Source organism: Mycobacterium sp. NPDC003323 (assembly GCF_053589535.1).
This window is the reverse complement of record NZ_JBSFSB010000010.1, coordinates 18,247-37,002: the sequence shown is the minus strand read 5'-3', so window position 1 is coordinate 37,002 and position 18,756 is coordinate 18,247. Positions and strand designations below refer to the sequence as shown.

Annotated in this window: 18 protein-coding genes; 12 read left to right on the top strand and 6 right to left on the bottom strand. The window is 68.3% G+C overall.

Going from position 1 to position 18,756, the window contains the following annotated elements; genetic code table 11:
* Positions 1 to 211: 211 nt before the first annotated feature.
* The gene (locus ACWDUN_RS20795; protein ID WP_449931898.1) at positions 212 to 1,354 is read right to left on the bottom strand and encodes a Rieske 2Fe-2S domain-containing protein; all 1,143 of its coding nucleotides are present in this window, start codon (positions 1,352 to 1,354) and stop codon (positions 212 to 214) included.
* Complete coding sequence (locus ACWDUN_RS20790; protein ID WP_449931897.1) at positions 1,351 to 2,934, bottom strand: FAD-binding protein; 1,584 nt, start codon at positions 2,932 to 2,934, stop codon at positions 1,351 to 1,353. The genes ACWDUN_RS20795 and ACWDUN_RS20790 overlap by 4 nt, the downstream gene beginning before the upstream one ends.
* Before the next feature lie 299 nt (positions 2,935 to 3,233).
* Between ACWDUN_RS20790 and ACWDUN_RS20785 the strand changes: the two genes are divergently transcribed.
* On the top strand, positions 3,234 to 3,980 hold the full coding sequence (locus ACWDUN_RS20785) for a class I SAM-dependent methyltransferase (protein ID WP_449931896.1): 747 nt from the start codon (positions 3,234 to 3,236) through the stop codon (positions 3,978 to 3,980).
* A 4-nt stretch (positions 3,981 to 3,984) separates the two neighbouring features.
* Here ACWDUN_RS20785 and ACWDUN_RS20780 read toward each other — a convergent pair whose 3' ends face one another.
* A complete protein-coding gene (locus tag ACWDUN_RS20780; protein WP_449932041.1) occupies positions 3,985 to 5,631 on the bottom strand; it encodes an AMP-binding protein in 1,647 nt (548 codons plus the stop codon).
* 129 nt (positions 5,632 to 5,760) lie between these two features.
* Between ACWDUN_RS20780 and ACWDUN_RS20775 the strand changes: the two genes are divergently transcribed.
* The 3 genes from ACWDUN_RS20775 to ACWDUN_RS20765 are packed head-to-tail and all read left to right on the top strand — an operon-like array spanning position 5,761 to position 8,351.
* Positions 5,761 to 7,389 carry an acyl-CoA carboxylase subunit beta gene (locus tag ACWDUN_RS20775; protein ID WP_449931895.1) on the top strand — a complete coding sequence of 543 codons (1,629 nt, stop codon included), beginning with the start codon at positions 5,761 to 5,763 and terminating at the stop codon, positions 7,387 to 7,389.
* Between the two features lie 42 nt (positions 7,390 to 7,431).
* A complete protein-coding gene (locus tag ACWDUN_RS20770; protein WP_449931894.1) occupies positions 7,432 to 7,713 on the top strand; it encodes an acyl-CoA carboxylase epsilon subunit in 282 nt (93 codons plus the stop codon).
* The gene (locus ACWDUN_RS20765) at positions 7,713 to 8,351 is read left to right on the top strand and encodes a Maf family protein (protein ID WP_449931893.1); all 639 of its coding nucleotides are present in this window, start codon (positions 7,713 to 7,715) and stop codon (positions 8,349 to 8,351) included. Before ACWDUN_RS20770 ends, ACWDUN_RS20765 begins: the two co-directional genes overlap by 1 nt.
* 4 nt (positions 8,352 to 8,355) lie before the next feature.
* On the opposite strand, the gene ACWDUN_RS20760 is transcribed toward ACWDUN_RS20765, so the two are convergent.
* Positions 8,356 to 8,775, bottom strand: coding sequence for a ChaB family protein (locus ACWDUN_RS20760; RefSeq protein WP_449931892.1), 420 nt, complete (start codon positions 8,773 to 8,775; stop codon positions 8,356 to 8,358).
* A 169-nt stretch (positions 8,776 to 8,944) separates the two neighbouring features.
* Between ACWDUN_RS20760 and ACWDUN_RS20755 the strand changes: the two genes are divergently transcribed.
* Positions 8,945 to 10,015, top strand: a complete 1,071-nt coding sequence (locus tag ACWDUN_RS20755) for a hypothetical protein (protein ID WP_449931891.1) — start codon at positions 8,945 to 8,947, stop codon at positions 10,013 to 10,015.
* A gap of 3 nt (positions 10,016 to 10,018) precedes the next feature.
* Here ACWDUN_RS20755 and ACWDUN_RS20750 read toward each other — a convergent pair whose 3' ends face one another.
* A complete protein-coding gene (locus tag ACWDUN_RS20750; RefSeq protein WP_449931890.1) occupies positions 10,019 to 11,623 on the bottom strand; it encodes a RecQ family ATP-dependent DNA helicase in 1,605 nt (534 codons plus the stop codon).
* Between the two features lie 122 nt (positions 11,624 to 11,745).
* Between ACWDUN_RS20750 and ACWDUN_RS20745 the strand changes: the two genes are divergently transcribed.
* The 7 genes from ACWDUN_RS20745 to ACWDUN_RS20715 all read left to right on the top strand — a co-directional run bounded on the left by ACWDUN_RS20745 (position 11,746) and on the right by ACWDUN_RS20715 (position 18,168).
* Positions 11,746 to 11,997, top strand: coding sequence for a hypothetical protein (locus ACWDUN_RS20745; protein WP_449931889.1), 252 nt, complete (start codon positions 11,746 to 11,748; stop codon positions 11,995 to 11,997).
* Positions 11,998 to 12,092: 95 nt separating this feature from the next.
* Positions 12,093 to 12,638, top strand: a complete 546-nt coding sequence (locus tag ACWDUN_RS20740; RefSeq protein WP_449931888.1) for a cysteine hydrolase family protein — start codon at positions 12,093 to 12,095, stop codon at positions 12,636 to 12,638.
* Positions 12,639 to 12,684: 46 nt separating this feature from the next.
* Positions 12,685 to 13,581 (top strand): sulfurtransferase, encoded by an 897-nt coding sequence (locus tag ACWDUN_RS20735; protein WP_449931887.1) that lies wholly within the window; start codon positions 12,685 to 12,687, stop codon positions 13,579 to 13,581.
* Positions 13,578 to 13,994 (top strand): SufE family protein, encoded by a 417-nt coding sequence (locus ACWDUN_RS20730; protein WP_449931886.1) that lies wholly within the window; start codon positions 13,578 to 13,580, stop codon positions 13,992 to 13,994. Before ACWDUN_RS20735 ends, ACWDUN_RS20730 begins: the two co-directional genes overlap by 4 nt.
* A 314-nt stretch (positions 13,995 to 14,308) precedes the next feature.
* On the top strand, positions 14,309 to 15,682 hold the full coding sequence (locus ACWDUN_RS20725; protein WP_449931885.1) for a hypothetical protein: 1,374 nt from the start codon (positions 14,309 to 14,311) through the stop codon (positions 15,680 to 15,682).
* A 267-nt stretch (positions 15,683 to 15,949) separates the two neighbouring features.
* On the top strand, positions 15,950 to 17,749 hold the full coding sequence (locus tag ACWDUN_RS20720) for an acetyl/propionyl/methylcrotonyl-CoA carboxylase subunit alpha (protein ID WP_449931884.1): 1,800 nt from the start codon (positions 15,950 to 15,952) through the stop codon (positions 17,747 to 17,749).
* Between the two features lie 86 nt (positions 17,750 to 17,835).
* Positions 17,836 to 18,168 carry a hypothetical protein gene (locus ACWDUN_RS20715; protein WP_449931883.1) on the top strand — a complete coding sequence of 111 codons (333 nt, stop codon included), beginning with the start codon at positions 17,836 to 17,838 and terminating at the stop codon, positions 18,166 to 18,168.
* Between the two features lie 7 nt (positions 18,169 to 18,175).
* Here the strand turns inward: ACWDUN_RS20715 and ACWDUN_RS20710 are convergent, their stop codons facing one another.
* Positions 18,176 to 18,745 (bottom strand): nucleotidyltransferase family protein, encoded by a 570-nt coding sequence (locus ACWDUN_RS20710; RefSeq protein WP_449931882.1) that lies wholly within the window; start codon positions 18,743 to 18,745, stop codon positions 18,176 to 18,178.
* Positions 18,746 to 18,756 lie beyond the last annotated feature (11 nt).

Sequence of the window (18,756 nt, the reverse complement as noted above, 5' to 3'; positions counted from 1 at the left end):
TGCCGACAGCAAACGCAACGACCGGGACGGCGCGCCCGTCGGCGCTGTCGGCACGCTCAACCTGTTCGGCCCTTTCCCTCGACGCCTCCGGTGTTCGGTCGACGTTAGCCGACCCAGTCCACCATGTTGATCCGGCACTCGCCAGCCGCGCGTGGCAACGCGCCGGCCCACCCACGGATGGGCCGGACACGACGGCGCGTCGCCGCCGGTCTCAGCGCGCCGTCGCCTCCACCTCGCGTGCCGCGTCGGCCAGGTTGTCGGCGACCTCCTGCGCCCATACGCCGTAGGCGTGGGTGGTGTCGACCTCCAGCTCGAACCGATCGGTCATGTCCGCGGTGACATCGGCGGCGTCGACGTAGAACTGTTCATACCAGCGGCGGTGCTGGTACACCGCACCGTCCTCCTCGGTCAGCAGCGGGTTCTCGATGCGCGTCTTGTGCCGCCAGATCTCGACGTCCTCCAAGAAGCCCTCGCCGAAGGACCGGCTCATCGCGCCGGCCAGTTTGGCGGCCTTGTCGGCGGGCAGTCCCGGCATCTGCTGCACCGCCACCCCCCACTGCAGCACGAACGAGTTGTGCGTCACCGGATAGTGGCAGTTGATCAGTGCGACCTCGACGGTGAAGCCGGGCGCCAGGTCGTTGTGCAGCCAGTTGATCATGTAGGCCGGACCGAAGTAGGTGGCCTCGGAACGCAGATGTGTTCCGTCCCAGAGCTTGTCGGGGTCGGCGGTGTAGTCCGGCCGGGGCTTGGACTCCATGAATTGGCTGGCGGTGTGCCCCTCGATGACGTTCTTGAAGAAGGTCGGATAGGCGTGGTGGATGTAGAAGAAGTGCGCCATGTCGACGTTGTTGTCGACGATCTCGCGGCAGTGCGATCCCTCGATACGCACCGAGTTCCACTGCCATGGCGACCAGCGCCCCTCGGCGTAGCCCTCGATGACCGGCGGTGCCAGTTCCGCCGGCGGTGTGGACCGTTCGGGATCGTGCCAGACCAGCAGCTGTCCGTTGACCTCGTGGGTGGGCCAGGTGCGGGTGCGCGCCAGGCGCGGGGTCCGCTTGGCATACGGCACCAGTTTGCACTTGCCGTCCCCACCCCAGCGCCAATCGTGGAATGGGCAGGCCAGGTTGTCGTCCTTGACGGTGCCGCGCGACAGGTCCCCGCCCATGTGCCGGCAGTAGGCGTCCAGGACGTGGATCTGCCCGGCGGCGTCGCTGTACACCACCAGCTTGGAGCCGAAGGCCTCGATACCGTGCGGTTGGCCGTCGCGGAAGTCATCGGCCAACCCCAGGCAGTGCCAGCCGCGGGCGAATCGGGTCATCTGCACGCCGGCGTCGATCTCGCGGATGTCGGTCATGGCTTTACCTCTCCGTTCTTCGCGCGAGCGCTCATCACACTGCCTAGCATGTCCAGCACCGCCAGGTGGCTGAACAGCATGCTCGTCCCGATCGGATTTCCGCCGCCCGGGTAGGCGGTGCCGCTGGGGGCGGCCATGGTGTTGCCCGCGGCGTAGAGGCCGGCGATCACCGCGCCGCTGGTGTCGAGCACCCGCGCGGCGGTGTCGGTGCGCAGACCGCCCTTGGTGCCCAGGTCCGACACACCGAAGGCGGCGGCATGGAACGGTCCCCGTTCGATCGGCACCAGCGGAGACGCTCCGCCGGAGAAGGCTCGGTCATACGGTTCGTCGCCGCGGCCGAAATCGTCGTCGTGACCGCTTGCGACGAAGCGGTTGTACCGCTGCACCGTCGCGACGAGGTTGTCCGGCGGTACCCCGATGGCATCGGCGAGTTCGGCCAATGTCGCCGCGGTGCGCCACAACCCGGCGGCGACGTATCTCTCGGTCTGCACCATCGACACGTTGGTGGCCTTGACGGGCGGGACGACGCCCTCGCGGTCGTCGTAGATCATCCAGTAGGGCAGCGTGACGGTGCCGGCGTCCATCGCCGCCAGCACCCCGCGGCCGAGCCGATCGTAGGCCGCCGACTCGTTGACGAACCGTCGGCCGGCATCGTCGACGAAGATGCCACCGGTGAACCACAGCGCGAACGCCGAACTGCCGTCGGGATGGGTCAGCCCGGGTGACCACCAGGCCTGATCCATCAGGTCGGTATCAGCGCCGGCGGCGATCCCGGCCAGATGGGCCAGACCGCGATTGGACCACGGCCCCATGGTGTCCCGCGATTCGCCGGGCACACCGTAGCGCGCCCGCATGGCGTCGTTGCGCTCGAATCCGCCGGCGGCGAGCAGCACTCCCCGGGTGGCGCGGATCGATCGCCGTCGACCCTGCTGCTCGACGACGGCGCCGGTGACGCGGCCGTCCGCCACCACCAGTTCGACCAATTCGGTGTGCAACCGCGCCGAGGTGTTCGGCCGGCTCAGCGTGGCGGCCAACAGGCGAGCGATCAATGCACGTCCGCCGACGAAGTAGTCCTGCGGTTGGGCCGTGCCGAGACGGTCGGCGTCCAGCGGTCCCCGCACCGACTCGCGCAACTCGGGGGCGGCCGCGATCTTGAACGGTTTCGCCGCGATGTGGCGCATACCGTCGGCGCGGGCCTTGGGCGCCTTGCCGAAATAGTCCGGCCAGGGCAGCAACGAGAACTTCAGCAGCTCATCGACTTCCAGGTACTCGATGAGCGCGGCGCCGCCGCGGACGTAGGTCTCCTGCAGGGCGGGCGGGGTTCGGTCACCGACCACCGCCCGGTAGTACTGCAGCGCATCGTCGAGGGTGTCGTCGACCCCGGCGCGCCGCAGCACCGGATTACAGGGAAACCACATCCCGCCGCCGCCGGAGTACGCGGTGGTGCCGCCGAACTTGTCGGATGCCTCGACCACGATCACCGAAAGCCCCTCGCGCGCAGCGGTGTACGCGCCGGTCGCGCCGCCGGCACCGGATCCTGCCACCAGCACGTCGACGGTCTCATCCCAGGCGTGCGTCACATCCTCCTACCTAGCATGCGCGGCGGTGTCGCGGGCTCGATTGCCGTTTCGACTCCCGTCCGGCGCCGCGGGACCGCGAACGCAGCAAATGTCGTTGCCCTTGCAAGAACCGACGCGTCGCATGGTCGACGACGCTCGGCGAACCCACATTATTGACGCTGACGTCGGGTTTCCGATATCGCGTCGTCCGTGTCCGGACATTAGCCACGGTTGTCCACAGCAATCTTCGAAGCGGCCCCACCACGAGTCTGATGCGGGTAAAGTCCGAAGCTCCAACACGACTTTGCGGGGGCAAGCCGATGGCGCGGACGTATTTCTCTGAGACTGCCGACGATGTCGAGTACTGGGACTTCGCGGAGCTCTGGCAGGGATACGACGATTCGGTGCTCGAGCTGGCGCGGCGCGAGGGCGTGCACGCGGTCGCCGAACTCGGCGGCGGCGCCAACCCGGTCGTCGGCGACGCCGATAAGTGGGGCTTCGCCGATCACCGTGTGGTGGTGGACATCTCGCCCCTGGAGCTCAGCAAGGCGGCCGTGGACGTGGAAACCCGGGTGGTGGATCTGTGCCAACCGATCGTCGACGAGGTGGGCACCTACGATCTGGTGTTCTCCAAGATGTTGTGCGAGCACCTGCCCGATCCCGAGATCTTCCACCAGAACTGCAACAGGCTGTTGCGTCCCGGCGGGCTGTCGGTGCACTTCTACCCGACCCTGGGAACGTTCCCGTTCCTGGTCAACAAGCTGATCCCGGAGACGACCGCGCGCCGGATCCTGGACAAGGTGCAGCCGGGCCGGCTCGACCAACCCAACCTGCAGAAGTTCCCGGCCTATTACCGGGGCACCACCGGCCCCACCCGGCGCGCCATCGACAAGTTCGAGGGTTTCGGGTTCAGGGTCGAGCAGTGGAAGTCCAGCTTCGGGCACGCCTACTACTCGGTGATCCCGCCGCTGCAGGCGCTGGAGAACGCCAAGAGCCGGTTCCTGCGCCGACACCCGGTGCCGGCGCTGGCCAGCTTCTCGGTGGTGGTGCTGCGCAAGATCGCGTGAGCGCTCAGATGTGGCGTTGACGGCCGTGCCGGGCGAACTCCTCGTCGAACGCTCGCCTGCTGTGCCCGTCCATCGATGCGTACCGCACCGGTGGTCGGCCCGCCCACCGGTACACGTCGTCGTCGGTGTGCCAACGTTGTCGTTGCAGCTCGTGTTTGACGACCTTGTTGGAGCCGGTCACCGGTAGCCGCGCCGAGACCCGCAGCAGCCGCGGAACCGCCTTGGCGCTCAGATCGGACTGACCGGCCAGATACTCGGCGAACGCCGCGGCGTCGAACCGCGCCGGTTCGGCCACCTCGATCGCGGCCATCACCTGATCCCCCGAGCGCGGGTCGGGCACGGCGAATGCGGCCGCCGCGATCACCGCCGGATGGCGGCGCAGCACATGCTCGACGGTCAGCGCCGACAGATTTTCACCGTCCACCCGGATCCAGTCCCCGCGCCGGCCGGCGAAGTAGATGAACCCGGCCTCGTCGAGGTAGCCGAGGTCACCGGTCCAGTACCAGCCGTGCCGGATGCGTTCGGCGTCCGCCTTCTCGTTCTTGTAATAGCCCTCGAAGCTGCGGGTGCCGTACTTGTCGACGATCTCGCCGACCGCCTCGTCGGGATTGAGCACCCGCCCGGCGTCGTCGAGCACCGCGGGCGCCCGGTCGCGCAGTGTCACCGGGTCGACGATGGCCACCCCGTCATGGGCGGGCCGGCCCAGCGCCCCCGGCGGGGCGTCGGGGGCCGTCGCCACCGCGCCGCCGCCCTCGCTGGAGCCGTACCCCTCGTGCAGCACGGCGCCGAAGCGACGCCGGAACTCGGCCTGATCATCGGGGGACGCCTCGGTGCCGAACCCGCGCACCAAGGGATTGTCGGCATCATCGGGCCGCTGCGGGGTGGCCATCAGATAACCCAGCGCCTTGCCGACGTAAGTGAAGAAGGTGGCCCCGAAATAGCGGACGTCGGGCAGGAACTGCGATGCCGAGAATGACGGCGCCAGACATACCGTCGCGCCCACCGACAGGGCGGGCGCCCACAGCGCCATGATGGCGTTGCCGTGGAACAGAGGCATGCTGCAGTACTCGACGTCACCGCGGTGATGACCGTACTTGTCCCGCGCGGCGTAGGCGATGCGGGCCAGCCGGCCCTGCGTGCAGCGCACCGCCTTGGACGCCCCGGTGGTCCCCGAGGTGAACAACAGCAGCATCAGGGTGTCCGCTCCGACGTGGGCGGGGACCTCGAAGTCCCCGCCCTGAGGGCGCCGGGCCGCCACCGCCGCCCGATATTGCGGGTCGTCGATCGTCAGCACCCGACCGGCCGCCCGCCCGAGGTCGAGACCGGCGAGCCGGTCCGCGCCGGCGGCGTCGGTGACGATCAGCCGGCAGTCGGCATGGCGGATCTCGGCGGCCAGCTCGGCGTCGCCGCGCGTCGGGTTGATACCCACCACCACCGCACCGCTGCACGCCGCGGCACCGAGCCAGAACACGAAGTCGGCCACATTGGGCAACAGCACGCCGATATGGGGTGGCAGCTGCGGTTCGTCGCCCATCAACTCGGCCGCCAGCAGCGCCCGGGCCGCCGATTCGGTGACCACCTCATCCCAGGTCCAGTCCCGCTCGCGCGTCCGTAGACCGGGGTGGGTGTCGGCGCGCCGGTCGAGCAGCATCGCCAGGATCGAATCGCGTGTCGGATCGGTGGTCGGCACGCCCCACAGCTTGGCCTTCCCGGGCGACACAATGACTTAACCCCCACCTCTCTTATGCAGTTCTTAGAAGTACGGCTAGCATCGCTACCCATGACGAGCACTATCGAGCCGGCGGCAGAGCACGTAGTAGACATCCACACCACGGCCGGCAAGCTGGCCGACCTGCGCAAGCGCGCCGAGGAGGCGCTGCACCCGGTCGGTGAGGCCGCGGTCGAGAAGGTTCACGCGAAGGGCAAGCTGACCGCCCGCGAGCGCATCTACGCACTGCTGGACGAGGGTTCGTTCGTCGAGCTCGACGCGCTGGCGCGGCACCGCAGCACCAACTTCGGCCTGGAGAAGAATCGCCCGCTCGGTGACGGCGTGGTGACCGGTTACGGCACCATCGACGGCCGCGAGGTGTGCATCTTCAGCCAGGACGCCACCGTGTTCGGCGGCAGCCTCGGCGAGGTCTACGGCGAGAAGATCGTCAAGGTCCAGGAGCTGGCCATCAAGACCGGCCGCCCGCTGATCGGCATCAACGACGGCGCCGGCGCCCGCATCCAGGAGGGCGTGGTCTCCCTCGGCCTGTACAGCCGGATCTTCCACAACAACATCAAGGCCTCGGGCGTCATCCCGCAGATCTCGCTGATCATGGGCGCGGCCGCCGGTGGCCACGTCTACTCCCCCGCGCTCACCGACTTCGTCATCATGGTCGACCAGACCAGCCAGATGTTCATCACCGGCCCGGACGTCATCAAGACCGTCACCGGCGAGGACGTCACCATGGAGGAACTGGGCGGCGCCCAGACCCACATGGCCAAGTCCGGCACCGTGCACTATGTGGCCTCCGGTGAGCAGGACGCCCTCGATTACGTGCGTGACCTGTTGAGCTACCTGCCCGCCAACAACTACGCCGATCCGCCGCGCTACCCGGCGCCGCCGCATCCGGGTGCGATCGAGGACAACCTCAACGACGAGGACATCGAGCTCGACACGCTGATCCCGGATTCGCCGAACCAGCCGTATGACATGCACGAGGTCATCTCGCGCATCCTCGACGACGACGAGTTCCTGGAGATCCAGGCCGGCTACGCGCAGAACATCATCGTCGGGTACGGCCGCGTCGACGGCCGCACCGTCGGCATCGTGGCCAACCAGCCCACCCAGTTCGCCGGCTGCCTGGACATCAACGCCTCGGAGAAGGCCGCCCGGTTCATCCGGACCTGCGACTGCTTCAACATCCCGATCGTGCTGCTGGTCGACGTCCCGGGCTTCCTGCCGGGTACCGGCCAGGAGTACAACGGCATCATCCGCCGCGGCGCCAAGCTGCTCTACGCCTACGGCGAGGCCACCGTCCCCAAGATCACCGTCATCACGCGCAAGTCCTACGGCGGCGCGTACTGCGTGATGGGATCCAAGGACATGGGCGCCGATGTGGTGGTGGCCTGGCCGACGGCCCAGATCGCCGTCATGGGCGCCTCCGGCGCGGTGGGCTTCGTCTACCGCCAGGAGCTCAAGAAGGCCGCCGCCGAGGGCGAGGATGTCGACGCGCTGCGCCTGGAGCTGCAGCAGTCCTACGAGGACACCCTGGTGAACCCGTACATCGCCGCCGAGCGCGGTTATGTCGACGCCGTCATCCCGCCCTCGCACACCCGGGGTTACGTGGCCACCTCGCTGCGTCTGCTGGAGCGCAAGATCAGCCAGGTGCCGCCGAAGAAGCACGGCAACATCCCGCTGTAAGCGGCGAATCCCCCGACGGGCACTTCTGCGAGAAGGATTTTCATGAGCCACGACGTCGATATCGTCGAAGTCAGCGATCCGCGCGATATGACCATCGACAACCCCGCACCGCCGGTGCCGGAGTTCCGGGTGGTCAAGGGCAGCCCCTCGGATGAGGAGCTCGCCGCCCTGGTGGCGGTGCTGTCCGCGGCCGGCGGCGGTCCGGCCGGCGAACCGGGCCCCCAGGAGCTCAACCTGTGGGGCCACCCGGTGGACAAGCTGCGCTACCAGACCCATGCCTGGCAGCGGGTGACGCTGCTGGAGCGCACCCACATGCGGCGGTAATGACGCGCCTGGTCCTGGGATCGGCGTCCACCGGTCGGCTCGGCGTGCTGCGTGCGGCCGGTGTCGAACCGCACGTCATCGTCTCCGATGTCGACGAGGACGCGATCATCGCGCGGCTGGCCGGAACCGGCCCAGGCGAGGTGGTCGGCGCGCTGGCCGCAGCCAAGGCACGGCGGGTCGTCGAGCTCCTCGACGACGCGGTCGCCGCGGACTGCGTGGTCATCGGCTGCGATTCCATGCTGGAGATCGACGGAATCCTCAGCGGCAAACCCGGCACCATCGAGGCCGCCCGCCGGCATTGGCGGTCCTCGGCGGGCCGGGCCGGTTCCTTGCACACCGGCCACAACGTGTTGCGGGTGCGCTCCGGCATTGTCGTCGGCGAGGCCGGTGCCACCGGCACCACGACGGTCCACTTCGCCGACCCGGGTGATGAGGATCTCGAGGCCTATCTGGGCAGCGGCGAACCGTTGTGGGTGGCCGGCGGTTTCACCCTCGACGGCCTCGGCGGCTGGTTCATCGAGCGGATCGAGGGCGATCCGTCCAATGTGATCGGCCTGAGCTTGCCGTTGCTGCGCGGACTTCTGGCCGACCTCGGCGTCTCCGTTGCCGACCTGTGGGCGTCGACCCCCCGCGCCTGAGCGGTCAGCGGTTCTTGCGCGTCTCGCGACGGTTGGCCTTCTGGATCGCCTCCACCAGCTCGTCCTTGGTCATGGTGGACCGTCCGTGCACGTCGAGCCGGCGCGCCACGTCCATCAGGTGTTTCTTGCTGGCGTTCGCGTCCACCCCCTCGGCGGTCTCGCCACGCGCGTCGGGTCCGCCGCTGCGGGCCCGCTGATCCGACGGCCCGCGCTGATCCTTGGGCTCCCAATGGTCGCCCACCTTCTCGTAGCTGTGCTTGAGCGCCGCATAGGCCACCCGGTGCGCGCGTTCGCCCTCCCCGTACTGTTCGGCGGCCGAGTCATGGGTTTCGGCGAAGGTGCGCTGCGCCTTGGCATCCGATTTGCGTAGCGTGCTCGGCAGTTCGTCCTGCTTCGGTGTGCCCTTGGCGGTGGTCTTGGGCATGATGACTCTCCTTCGCACGGGTGCGGTGGTCTCGTGACCGGGTGCCCGTCCCGCGCCGCACGCAAACGGCGGCGATCGAGGAATCGTCGCCTCGAACCTGGGTACTCGGTGGGCGATGTCGATCAGCAGAGAGATTCCCGATGCCCAACCTTCGACCCACGGGAGCACGGTGCGATCCCTGACCGTGGGTTTGGTCGCCGATCCCGGTCTGGCCACCAAGATCGTGGACGCCCTGGACACCGAGCTGCCCGGGGTGTTCGCCGCGAAGATCGACGGTCAGGTGGACTGGCGGGTGCAGGTGTGCAGCCGTGCCCTGCCGCTCGATGATTCGGGCAATATCGAGGTGTGGCGCCACAGCGGCGGGCTGATGCGCGATCAGGGCTGGGATCTGCTGGTCTGCGTCACCGAGCTCACCCGGCGCCGCGGCGGCTCACCGGTGGTCGCCGATGTCAATCGCGGCGACGGCGCCGCCTTGATCTCCCTGCCGGCCCTCGGCCCACTTCGGCTGCGCCACAAGGTCACCGAGCTGATCACCCGCGTGGTCCGGGACATGGCCACGCCCGATGAGCGACGCGACGGGAACCGGCGGCGGTTGTCCCCATCGGCAATGGATCCCACCAGGCAGGCGATCACCGACGGTGAAGGCGGCGGAAATGTCGTCGTGGAACTGAGTCGCGTCCGGGGTCGGCTGCGGCTGCTGTTCGGCATGGTGCGGGTCAACCGGCCGTGGCGACTGCTGCCCAGCCTGTCCAGCGCGATCGCGGCCGCCGTCGCCACAGCCGCGTTCGGGGTGTTCTACTCCAGCATCTGGAACATGGCCGATTCGATGAGCGGAACCCGGCTGGCCACCGTCAGCACGGCGGCGATCCTGGCCATGATGCTGTGGCTGATGCTGTACAACAACCTCTGGGAGCGACCGCGCGATCTCGATCAGCGCCAGAACGCCGCTTTGTACAACGCCGCAACCGTTCTCACCCTGGCCGTCGGCGTGGCCTGTATGTATGTGCTGCTCTTCGCGGTGGTGATGCTGGGTGCGCTGACCATCATCCCGCCGGGCTATCTGAGCTCGACCCTGGGTCATCCGGTGAGCTGGCGTGACTACGCCGAATTGGCCCTGCTGGCCAGTTCGCTGGGCACCTTCGCCGGCGCGCTGGGATCCAGCTTCGAAAGTGACTACGCGGTGCGCAACGCCACCTACGGGAAGCGCGAACAGGAGCGGCACGCGCGGGCCAACCAGTGACGGCTACGTTTGTCGCAGCACACCGGTCGCTGAGATCACATCGGCCGACAGGGTCCGATACCCGTACCGGTCGAACAGCACCGTGATCCGGTCCGGCTCACCGCCCATCACCACACCGGGTCCCCACTGTCGGTGCTCGACCTGCGTGTCGACCGGAAGCGGCGGTGGGCCCGCGGTTTCGCGGGGATCATCGTCGGCGCAACGGTCACAGTTGCCGCAGGGTTGCGCGAGGGTCTCGCCGAAGTAGGCCAGCAGATCTCGGCGCCGGCAGTCCCGTGTCTCGGCGTAGCCACGCATCATCTCGATGCGGCTGCGGTCGACGCGTTCGCTGGCGGCGGCGACGTCCATGGCGCGCTGCAACGCGTCGGCCGGGTCGGCGTCGGTGATGGTGAACCCGCCGCGGCGTGCGGTCACCGCGCGGGCCTGCTCCAACAGATTCACCGCGTTGGTCAGTGCACGGCCACGCATCCCGAGCTCAGTTCGTAGGTCCTTCAGGCGTTTCGGCCCATCACACAGGGCCCGGTGCACCGTGCGCAGCAGATCCTCGTCGGGATGGCGCGCGGTGAAGTAGCGTGCGGAACCCAGATCCTCGGGACGGTAGAACAGCAACGCCTGTGCCGCTTCGCCGTCGCGGCCGCCGCGGCCGATCTGCTGGTAGTAGGCGTCCAGCGAACCGGGGATCGAGGCATGGACGACGGCGCGCACGTTCGGCTTGTCCACCCCCATGCCGAACGCCGACGTCGCCGCGATGACGTCGATATCGTCGTCTTGGAAGCGGTGGTGCACCTCATCGCGTTGGCGCGCACGCAATCCCGCGTGATATGCCGCCGCCGACACACCCCGGCCGGACAGCTGTTCGGAATACTGCTCGGCGTCCTTGCGGGTCGCCGTGTAGAGCAGCACCGGACCGGTGACCTCGCCGACCGCCGCCAGCACCGCGGCACGCTTGTCGGCATCGGTCGAGTGGCGTGCTACGTCCAGTCGCAGGTTCGGCCGGTCGAAACCGCTTGCGATGACCTGTGGTTCACGCAACCGCAACCGCTCGACGATCTCGCGGCGCACCACCGGAGACGCCGTGGCGGTCAGCGCCGCGACGGGCGGATGCCCGAGCCGTTCGATCGCATCGGTCAGACGAAGGTAGTCGGGCCGGAAGTCATGCCCCCACGCCGAGATGCAATGCGCCTCGTCGACGACGATGAGTGCCACGCGCAGATCGGCCAGCCGCGCAATCGTCTCCTCTTTGGCCAGTTGCTCCGGAGACAGGAACACGTAATCGGCGTCGTGGCGCCGCACCGCCTCCCAGCTGCGGGACGTCTCGCCGGCCCCCTGTGCGGAATTGATGGCCACCGCATCCGGTGCGTCCGTGCCGGCCAGATGATCCAGCTGATCCCGTTGCAGCGCGATCAACGGTGAGATGACCACCGTCGTACCGTCGAGCAGCACCGCGGGAACCTGATAGATCGCCGACTTGCCTGAGCCGGTGGGCATTACGGCCAGCACATCGCGGCCGCCGAGCACCGCCGCCATGGCGTCGAGCTGCTCGTCGCTCAGCTGCTGCCACCCGAAGACCCGCTCGGCCACGCCCTGCAGGTCGTCACGTCTGCTCATCTGAGGCTCGATACCCGGCATCGCTGCGTCCAACCAAGCGGTGCGCGTTCTGCATGATCGGCGACATCGTGGGAATAGCTGAACGAGAAAACCACCACCGACACAGTCAGGAACATCCGCTCATGACCATCTCGCCCGACGACGTACGCCGGTTGCTCGCCTCGACCGACGCCGATGCCCTGTTGGTCCTGATCGAGGGCCGGACCGCGGTCATCGCCGGCGCGGAGCTGGACTCCGACGAATACCGCGGCGCGTTGACGTGCGCGTCGCGGCGGCAGCTGATCGACACCCTGGGCTCGGCCGAACCGACGGAGCACGAACTCGCCGAACAGGCCGCCGCGCTCGACGCGACGATCGGCAACCTCGGGGGCTGAACCTCGGCCGGTACCGTTGCCGCACCCGGTGCCACGGTGCGAACACTGCACCGCGATCACGCGTCGAATGCCCGCCGGCCGGGTATGCACGCACCATGGCAGAGACCGCAGTACTGGTCGTCGACATGCTGAACAGCTATCAACATCCCGACGCCGATCAACTGGCCGACAGCGCCGCCGACATCATCGATCCGCTGGCCGACCTGATACAGCGCGCCCGGCGGCAGACCGATGTGGCGGTGATCTACGTCAACGACAACTACGGTGACTTCACCGCGGTGTGGGACGACATCGTGCGCGACGCGCTCGACGGGGCGCACCCCGAACTGGTAAAGCCGGTCCTGCCGACCGAGGAATGCCTGCGCGTCAACAAGGTTCGCCACAGCGCGTTCTATGCCACCGCGCTGGATTACCTGCTCAAGCAGCTGGGGACGCGGCAGGTGGTGATCACCGGGCAGGTGACCGAGCAGTGCGTGCTGTACACCGCCCTGGACGCCTATGTGCGCCATTACGAGATGGTGGTGCCCCCGGACTGCGTCGCCCATATCGACGCCGGCCTCGCCGATGCCGCGCTGGAGATGATGCGGCGCAACATGCGCGCCGAGCTGACCCCGTCGCGGGACTGCCTGCGCGCTTCTTGAGCCGGTCATCTCGGCGCGGAACAGCCGGTATGAGTACGCTCATGGTGTGTCGCTGCCTGCCGATCCCGATCCTGCCCTCGCCGCCTACGCGCACCCCGAACGACTGGTGACCGCCGACTGGCTGTCGGCGAATCTCGGCCGTCCCGGGCTGTCCATCGTGGAATCCGATGAGGACGTCCTGCTGTATGACACCGGGCACATCCCCGGTGCGGTGAAGATCGACTGGCATACCGATCTCAACGATCCGGCCGTCCGCGATTACATCGACGGCGCCCAGTTCGCGGAACTGATGAACCGCAAGGGCATCTCGCGCGATGACACCGTCGTGATCTACGGCGACAAGAGCAACTGGTGGGCGGCCTATGCGCTGTGGGTGTTCACCCTGTTCGGCCATCCCGATGTGCGCCTGCTCGACGGTGGCCGCGACCTGTGGGTGAGCAACGGCCGCGACACCACCCTGGACGTGCCGAGCAAGGAGGGCACCGGCTACCCGGTCGTGGAGCGCGATGACGCCGCGATCCGCGCGTTCCGGGAGGATGTCCTCGGTGCGCTCGGCGAGCAGCCGCTGATCGATGTGCGGTCGCCGCAGGAATACACCGGCGAACGCACCCATATGCCGGACTACCCGGAGGAGGGTGCGCTGCGCGGCGGCCACATCCCGACCGCGGTCTCGATCCCGTGGGCCAAGGCCGCCGAGGACAACGGCCGCTTCCGCAGCCGCGCCGACCTCGACGCGCTCTACGGTCACCTCACCGCCGAGGACAAGACGATCGTGTACTGCCGTATCGGCGAACGGTCCAGCCACACCTGGTTCGTGCTGACCCATCTGCTGGGTCTGCCGAACGTGCGCAACTACGACGGATCGTGGACCGAGTGGGGCAACGCGGTGCGGGTGCCGGTGGCCACCGGCGACGAGCCGGGTCCGGCACCCGCCGCGAGATGACCATGCCCGCGGCCCTGGCCGAGGTCGTCGGCGAGTTCGCCGACGTCACCGGCCAGGACAAGCTGCAACTGCTGTTGGAGTTCGCCAACGAGTTGCCGGCGCTGCCCGCGCACCTGGAAGAGGCGGCCATGGAGCCGGTCCCCGAGTGCCAGTCACCGCTGTTCCTCGACGTCGACGCCAGCGACCGCGCGCACGTCCGGCTGTACTTCAGCGCGCCGGCCGAGGCCCCGACCACCCGGGGTTTCGCGTCCATCCTGGCCGCCGGGCTCGACGGCCAGTCCGCCGATGACATCCTCGCGGTACCCGATGACTTTTATTCGGAATTGGGACTGGCCGCGCTCATCAGCCCGCTGCGGCTGCGCGGGATGTCGGCGATGCTGACCCGGATCAAACGGCGGCTGCGCAGCGGCTGACCCGCGAGTTGCCCGGCGGACCGGCGCTGCAAACGGGTGACCGAGGATGTCGACAAGTCACGCGTATGGTCGGCCACTGCGTGCACGCCCTTGATGTGACCTATTGCCGTCGAGGGCAATTCCCGAGGATTCATGCCAGAATGACCGTAGCCAGCTAACCGGTCGGCGAGCCGCCATGCAGCCCGTCCGGCCGGTTTCGGCGCGGTACGGCGGGGGCCAGTAGCAAAGGATCGACGAGAGAGGGGCCCAGCCCGATGAACCGGCAGGCCAGAGATGTCATTCTTTACGAGCTCAACGAAGTCCCGTGGGATGTCGTGGACATTTACGTGAAGAACCGCCCGGAATCCCACTTGGCCGCACTGCTGAAGAACGGTCAGTCGCTGACCACCGTGCACGAGGACCGCGAAGAACTGCAGGGCCTGCAGCCGTGGCGCACCTGGCCGACCCTGCACACCTCGTCCTATGAGCACAACTCGTTCGATCTGGGCCAGGATCCGTCCACCTTCCGCGGTGACCCGATCTGGGACGTGGCCGAGCGCGCGGGCCTGTCGGTCGGTCTGTTCGGGCCGATGCAGAGCTGGCCGGCCCGGCCGTTCAAGCATGGCGGCTTCTACGTCCCGGACACCTTCGCCTCCGACGCGAAGACCTATCCCCCGGCACTGGAGCGGTTCCAGGCGTTCAACCTGGCGATGACCGGTGAGAACGGCTTCTCGCCCGAGTCGGCGCTCAACCCCAAGGCCCTGGCGGGCACCGCGGTCGACCTGCTCCGGCTGGGCCTGACCCCGCGGTCGGCCGCGACACTGACGACGCATTTGGCCAAGGAGCGAATGGACCCGCGCTACAAGGCATTCCGCTCGGCCATGCAGGCGCCGCTGAGCTTCGACCTGTACTGGCGTCAGCACCGCAAGACCAAGCCGCGGCTCAGCATCTTCTTCACCAACCATGTCGCGGGCATGATGCACCGGTTCTGGGGCGACGGCATGCCCGGCTACACCGAGAAGTACGAGTACAGCGCCGACGACGTGTACGGCAGCTTCATCGTCGCCGCCATGGACATCACCGATCGCCAGATCGGCCGCATCCGCAGGCACCTGGTCAAGAATCCGCAGTCGATGCTGGTGATCTCGGCCAGCATGGGGCAGGGCCCGGTCGCCGTGCCGAAGCTTGAGGGTGGCCGGTTCGTGCTCGACGAGCACACCAGGCTGATCGGCAAGCTGGGCCTCAAGCACGCCGATGTGGCGCTGGCCATGTACCCGATGCTGTCGCTGGTGTTCGCCTCCGAGGCCGACGCCGCCGAGGCCGTGGCGCCGCTGGAGTCGGTCCTGGTCGACGGCACCGACCGGTTGTTCGCCCGGGTCCGGGTCGAAGGCAAGACCGTCACCTTCGGTATCGACTACACCGTGCCCGGCGCGGACACCACGACGCTGACCATGCGTCCACTCGGTGCCGCCGCCGACGTCAGCGCCCCCGCGACCGATCTGGGCCTGAGCGTGCATTCGCGCATCGGTGGGTTCAACACCGGCTATCACATCCCCGAGGGCATCCTGTTGGCCGCCGGGGCCGGGATCACCGCCGACCCGTCCCGCAAGGAGGTCGACGTGCTGGATGTGGCTCCGTCGCTGTTGGCCAACGTGCTGGGCGTGGAACCGGCCCCGTCGATGAAGGGCATCCCGACGCTGTTCGGCTGAGCGATTGTCGACAGCTGTCAAGTTCGGCGGCGCCCCATTCGGGGTGCCGCCGTTCTCGCGTTCGAGCCGGCTGTACCGGCGTTCCCGCAGTACAGCGACGGAGCACGTCAAACGTACCGGCCAGTAACAAACACGACTTACCGGAAGGGCGACGGTAATTCCGCCGAAATTCGGGGGTCCGACTCGCCACCCCGGAATTGGACACTTAAACTTCGCCCGATACATTCTTAAAGACGTTTCTTAGAGAACATGCCATCAGGAGGCGCAGTGCCCAGTCACGCCAGCTCGAAGATCTCAAAGGTGCTCGTCGCCAACCGCGGGGAGATCGCCGTCCGCGTGATCCGAGCCGCGAAAGACGCCGGGCTGGCCAGCGTGGCCGTCTACGCCGAGCCCGACGCCGACGCACCCCACGTACGCCTTGCCGACGAGGCCTTCGCCCTGGGTGGGCAGACCTCGGCCGAGTCCTATCTGGTGTTCGAGAAGCTGCTCGAGGCCGCCGAGAAGTCCGGCGCCAACGCCATCCATCCCGGCTACGGCTTCCTGTCGGAGAATGCCGACTTCGCCCAGGCCGTGCTCGACGCCGGTCTGATCTGGATCGGGCCGAGCCCGCAGTCGATCCGCGACCTCGGTGACAAGGTGACCGCGCGCCACATCGCCGCGCGTGCCAACGCTCCCCTGGTCCCGGGCACCCCGGATCCGGTGAAGGACGCCGACGAGGTCGTGGCCTTTGCCAAGGAGTACGGCGTGCCGGTGGCCATCAAGGCCGCCTTCGGCGGTGGTGGTCGCGGCATGAAGGTCGCCCGCAGCATCGAGGAGATCCCGGAGCTGTTCGAGTCGGCCACCCGTGAGGCCGTCGCCGCGTTCGGTCGCGGTGAATGCTTCGTCGAGCGCTACCTGGACAAGCCGCGCCACGTCGAGGCCCAGGTCATCGCCGACACCCATGGCAACGTCGTCGTTGCGGGCACCCGCGACTGCTCGCTGCAGCGTCGCTTCCAGAAGCTGGTCGAGGAGGCCCCCGCACCGTTCCTGACCGAGGCGCAGCGCAAGGAGATCCACGAGTCGGCCAAGCGCATCTGCAAGGAGGCCGGTTACTACGGTGCGGGCACCGTGGAGTACCTGGTCGGCCAGGACGGCCTGATCTCCTTCCTGGAGGTCAACACCCGGCTGCAGGTGGAACATCCGGTCACCGAGGAGACCTCGGGCATCGACCTGGTGCTGCAGCAGTTCAAGATCGCCAACGGCGAAGCCCTGGACATCACCGAGGATCCGACCCCGCGCGGGCACTCCTTCGAGTTCCGGATCAACGGTGAGGATGCCGGTCGCGGCTTCCTGCCCGCCCCCGGCCCGGTCACCAAGTTCGAGCCGCCCACCGGCCCCGGCGTGCGCATGGATTCCGGTGTCGAGTCCGGTTCGGTCATCGGCGGACAGTTCGATTCGATGCTGGCCAAGCTGATCGTCACCGGCGCCACCCGCGAGGAGGCGCTGGCCCGCTCGCGGCGCGCGCTGGCGGAGTTCAACGTCGAGGGTCTGGCCACCGTCATCCCGTTCCACCGCGCCGTGACCGCCGACCCGGCCTTCATCGGCGACGGCGAGAAGTTCGACGTGCACACCCGCTGGATCGAGACCGAATGGGACAACACCGTCGAGCCGTTCACCGGTGGCGACCCGATCGAGGAGGACGACACGCTGCCCCGGCAGACCGTCGTCGTCGAGGTCGGTGGACGCCGCCTGGAGGTCTCGCTTCCCGGTGACCTGGCGCTCGGCGGTGGCGGCGGCGCCGCGGCCGGCGCGGCCATCCGCAAGAAGCCCAAGCCGCGCAAGCGCGGCGGTGGCGGCGGCGCGGCGGCCTCCGGCGACTCGGTGACCGCGCCCATGCAGGGCACCGTGGTCAAGGTGGCCGTCGAAGAGGGCCAGCAGGTCTCTGCCGGCGACCTGGTCGTGGTCCTGGAGGCGATGAAGATGGAGAACCCGGTCACCGCGCACAAGGACGGCACCATCACCGGCCTGGCGGTGGAGGCCGGCGCGGCCATCACCCAGGGCACCGTGATCGCCGAGATCAAGGACTAGTCAACCCGCCCAGTGGCCACTTATGGCACGGATTCTTGCGAATCCTGTGCGATAAGTGGCCATTCGGCATTTCTGCGGAGGTGTAGATGGAACCCGTCGAGATCAACAACGGCCAGTGGTACCTGCGCGGGCTGCGCTGCGATGACCGCGTCGACGACCGGCCGGCGCTGACCGACCTGGGCGAGGACGACCTGGACTATGTCCACGACGCCGCCGACGGCTGGGCCGACGACACCCGCTACACCTGGGCGGTCTGCGAGCCGACCACCGGGGAGATGCTCGCCGAGATCGCCCTGGACCCGGTCTCGGGATACCTGTCCAGCCGGGCCCGACCCGGTTTCGAGGATGTGGCCGCCATCTCCGAGGACACCGTGCGCCGCTACGCCGCGGCGGTGCTCGGCCTGCAGGTGCACACCTGACGGGTCGCTAACGCTCGTCGATATCGGCGCCCGTCGCCAGATCACCGCATTCCACCTCGACGACGTCGTCGCGCCCGCGCAGGAACGGACCCGCCCCGACGTCACCGTGCAACCGAACCAGCAGGGCCGCCCAATGCCTGCGGGCGATGACGACGGGATGCCCGGGCGTGCCCGCGAACATCGCTCGGGCCAGTCCCGACGGCGTGGCACGCGCCATGGCCAGCACGCGTGCCACCACCGCGGCGTCGACATCGGGGGTGTCGACCAGCTGGATCACGACGTACCCGGCGTCGGCACCGGAAAGCTCGCCCAGCCCGGCCCGCAACGAGGCCGACAGGCCGTCGCGCCAGCCGGTGGCGTACACGGCGCGCGCGGGCGGCGGTGGCGCGACCTCGTCACCGGCGGCGGCACCGAGCACCACCACCACCTCATCGCAGCCGCCACCGACCGCCGCCTGCACTGCGCGCCGGAGCCAATCACCTTCTTCGGCAAGGACTTTGGGCATGCCGTACCGGCTGCCCGCACCCGCGGCCAGCACCACCGCGGCGGCACCCTCCGGTCGGCGATCCGGTGTCATGGCTCAAGTCT

Bases quoted from the DNA above. Each gene is read 5' to 3' on its own strand.
- ACWDUN_RS20775 (WP_449931895.1), top strand. From the start codon at position 5,761: ATGACGAGCACTATCGAGCCGGCGGCAGAGCACGTAGTAGACATCCAC.
- ACWDUN_RS20770 (WP_449931894.1), top strand. From the start codon at position 7,432: ATGAGCCACGACGTCGATATCGTCGAAGTCAGCGATCCGCGCGATATG.
- ACWDUN_RS20710 (WP_449931882.1), bottom strand. From the start codon at position 18,745: ATGACACCGGATCGCCGACCGGAGGGTGCCGCCGCGGTGGTGCTGGCC.
- ACWDUN_RS20765 (WP_449931893.1), top strand. From the start codon at position 7,713: ATGACGCGCCTGGTCCTGGGATCGGCGTCCACCGGTCGGCTCGGCGTG.
- ACWDUN_RS20785 (WP_449931896.1), top strand. From the start codon at position 3,234: ATGGCGCGGACGTATTTCTCTGAGACTGCCGACGATGTCGAGTACTGG.
- ACWDUN_RS20795 (WP_449931898.1), bottom strand. From the start codon at position 1,354: ATGACCGACATCCGCGAGATCGACGCCGGCGTGCAGATGACCCGATTC.
- ACWDUN_RS20715 (WP_449931883.1), top strand. From the start codon at position 17,836: ATGGAACCCGTCGAGATCAACAACGGCCAGTGGTACCTGCGCGGGCTG.
- ACWDUN_RS20740 (WP_449931888.1), top strand. From the start codon at position 12,093: ATGGCAGAGACCGCAGTACTGGTCGTCGACATGCTGAACAGCTATCAA.
- ACWDUN_RS20750 (WP_449931890.1), bottom strand. From the start codon at position 11,623: ATGAGCAGACGTGACGACCTGCAGGGCGTGGCCGAGCGGGTCTTCGGG.
- ACWDUN_RS20780 (WP_449932041.1), bottom strand. From the start codon at position 5,631: ATGCTGCTCGACCGGCGCGCCGACACCCACCCCGGTCTACGGACGCGC.
- ACWDUN_RS20760 (WP_449931892.1), bottom strand. From the start codon at position 8,775: ATGCCCAAGACCACCGCCAAGGGCACACCGAAGCAGGACGAACTGCCG.
- ACWDUN_RS20730 (WP_449931886.1), top strand. From the start codon at position 13,578: ATGACCATGCCCGCGGCCCTGGCCGAGGTCGTCGGCGAGTTCGCCGAC.
- ACWDUN_RS20745 (WP_449931889.1), top strand. From the start codon at position 11,746: ATGACCATCTCGCCCGACGACGTACGCCGGTTGCTCGCCTCGACCGAC.